Origin of the sequence: Saccharothrix sp. ST-888 (genome assembly GCF_000955975.1) — a bacterium.
Lineage (GTDB): Bacteria > Actinomycetota > Actinomycetes > Streptomycetales > Streptomycetaceae > Kitasatospora.
Genome location: NZ_JYJF01000375.1, coordinates 1 through 448 on the forward strand (window position 1 = coordinate 1; position 448 = coordinate 448).

Sequence of the window (448 nt, forward strand, 5' to 3'; positions counted from 1 at the left end):
CGTAGCCGACGAGCCGGTCGTCGTGGGCGAGGACGGCGGCCTGGGCGACGCCGGGGTGCTCGGCCAGCGCCGCCTCGACCTCGCCGAGCTCGACCCGGAAGCCACGCACCTTCACCTGGTCGTCCACCCGGCCGACGTACTCCAACTCGCCGTCGGCACGCCACCGCACCAGGTCACCGGTGCGGTACATACGCTCCCCGGTCGACCCGAACGGGCACGCCACGAACCGACCGGCCGTCAGCCCCGGCCGGTTCAGATAGCCCCGGGCCAGACCGGCACCCGCCACGTACAACTCGCCCGCCACACCCGGCGGGACCGGCTGAAGCCGGTCGTCCAGCACGTACACCCGCGCGTTGGCGATCGGACGCCCGATCGGCGGCACACCCGACCCCGGAGACAGCGGATCGCTCATCGTCGCGCACACCGTCGTCTCCGTCGGACCGTACGC

General features: G+C 73.4%; 1 protein-coding gene. It reads right to left on the reverse strand.

Translation table 11 applies throughout. The features are described from left to right. A partial coding sequence (locus UK12_RS33160) for an AMP-binding protein (protein WP_045306925.1) occupies positions 1-448 on the reverse strand: 448 nt, incomplete at both ends.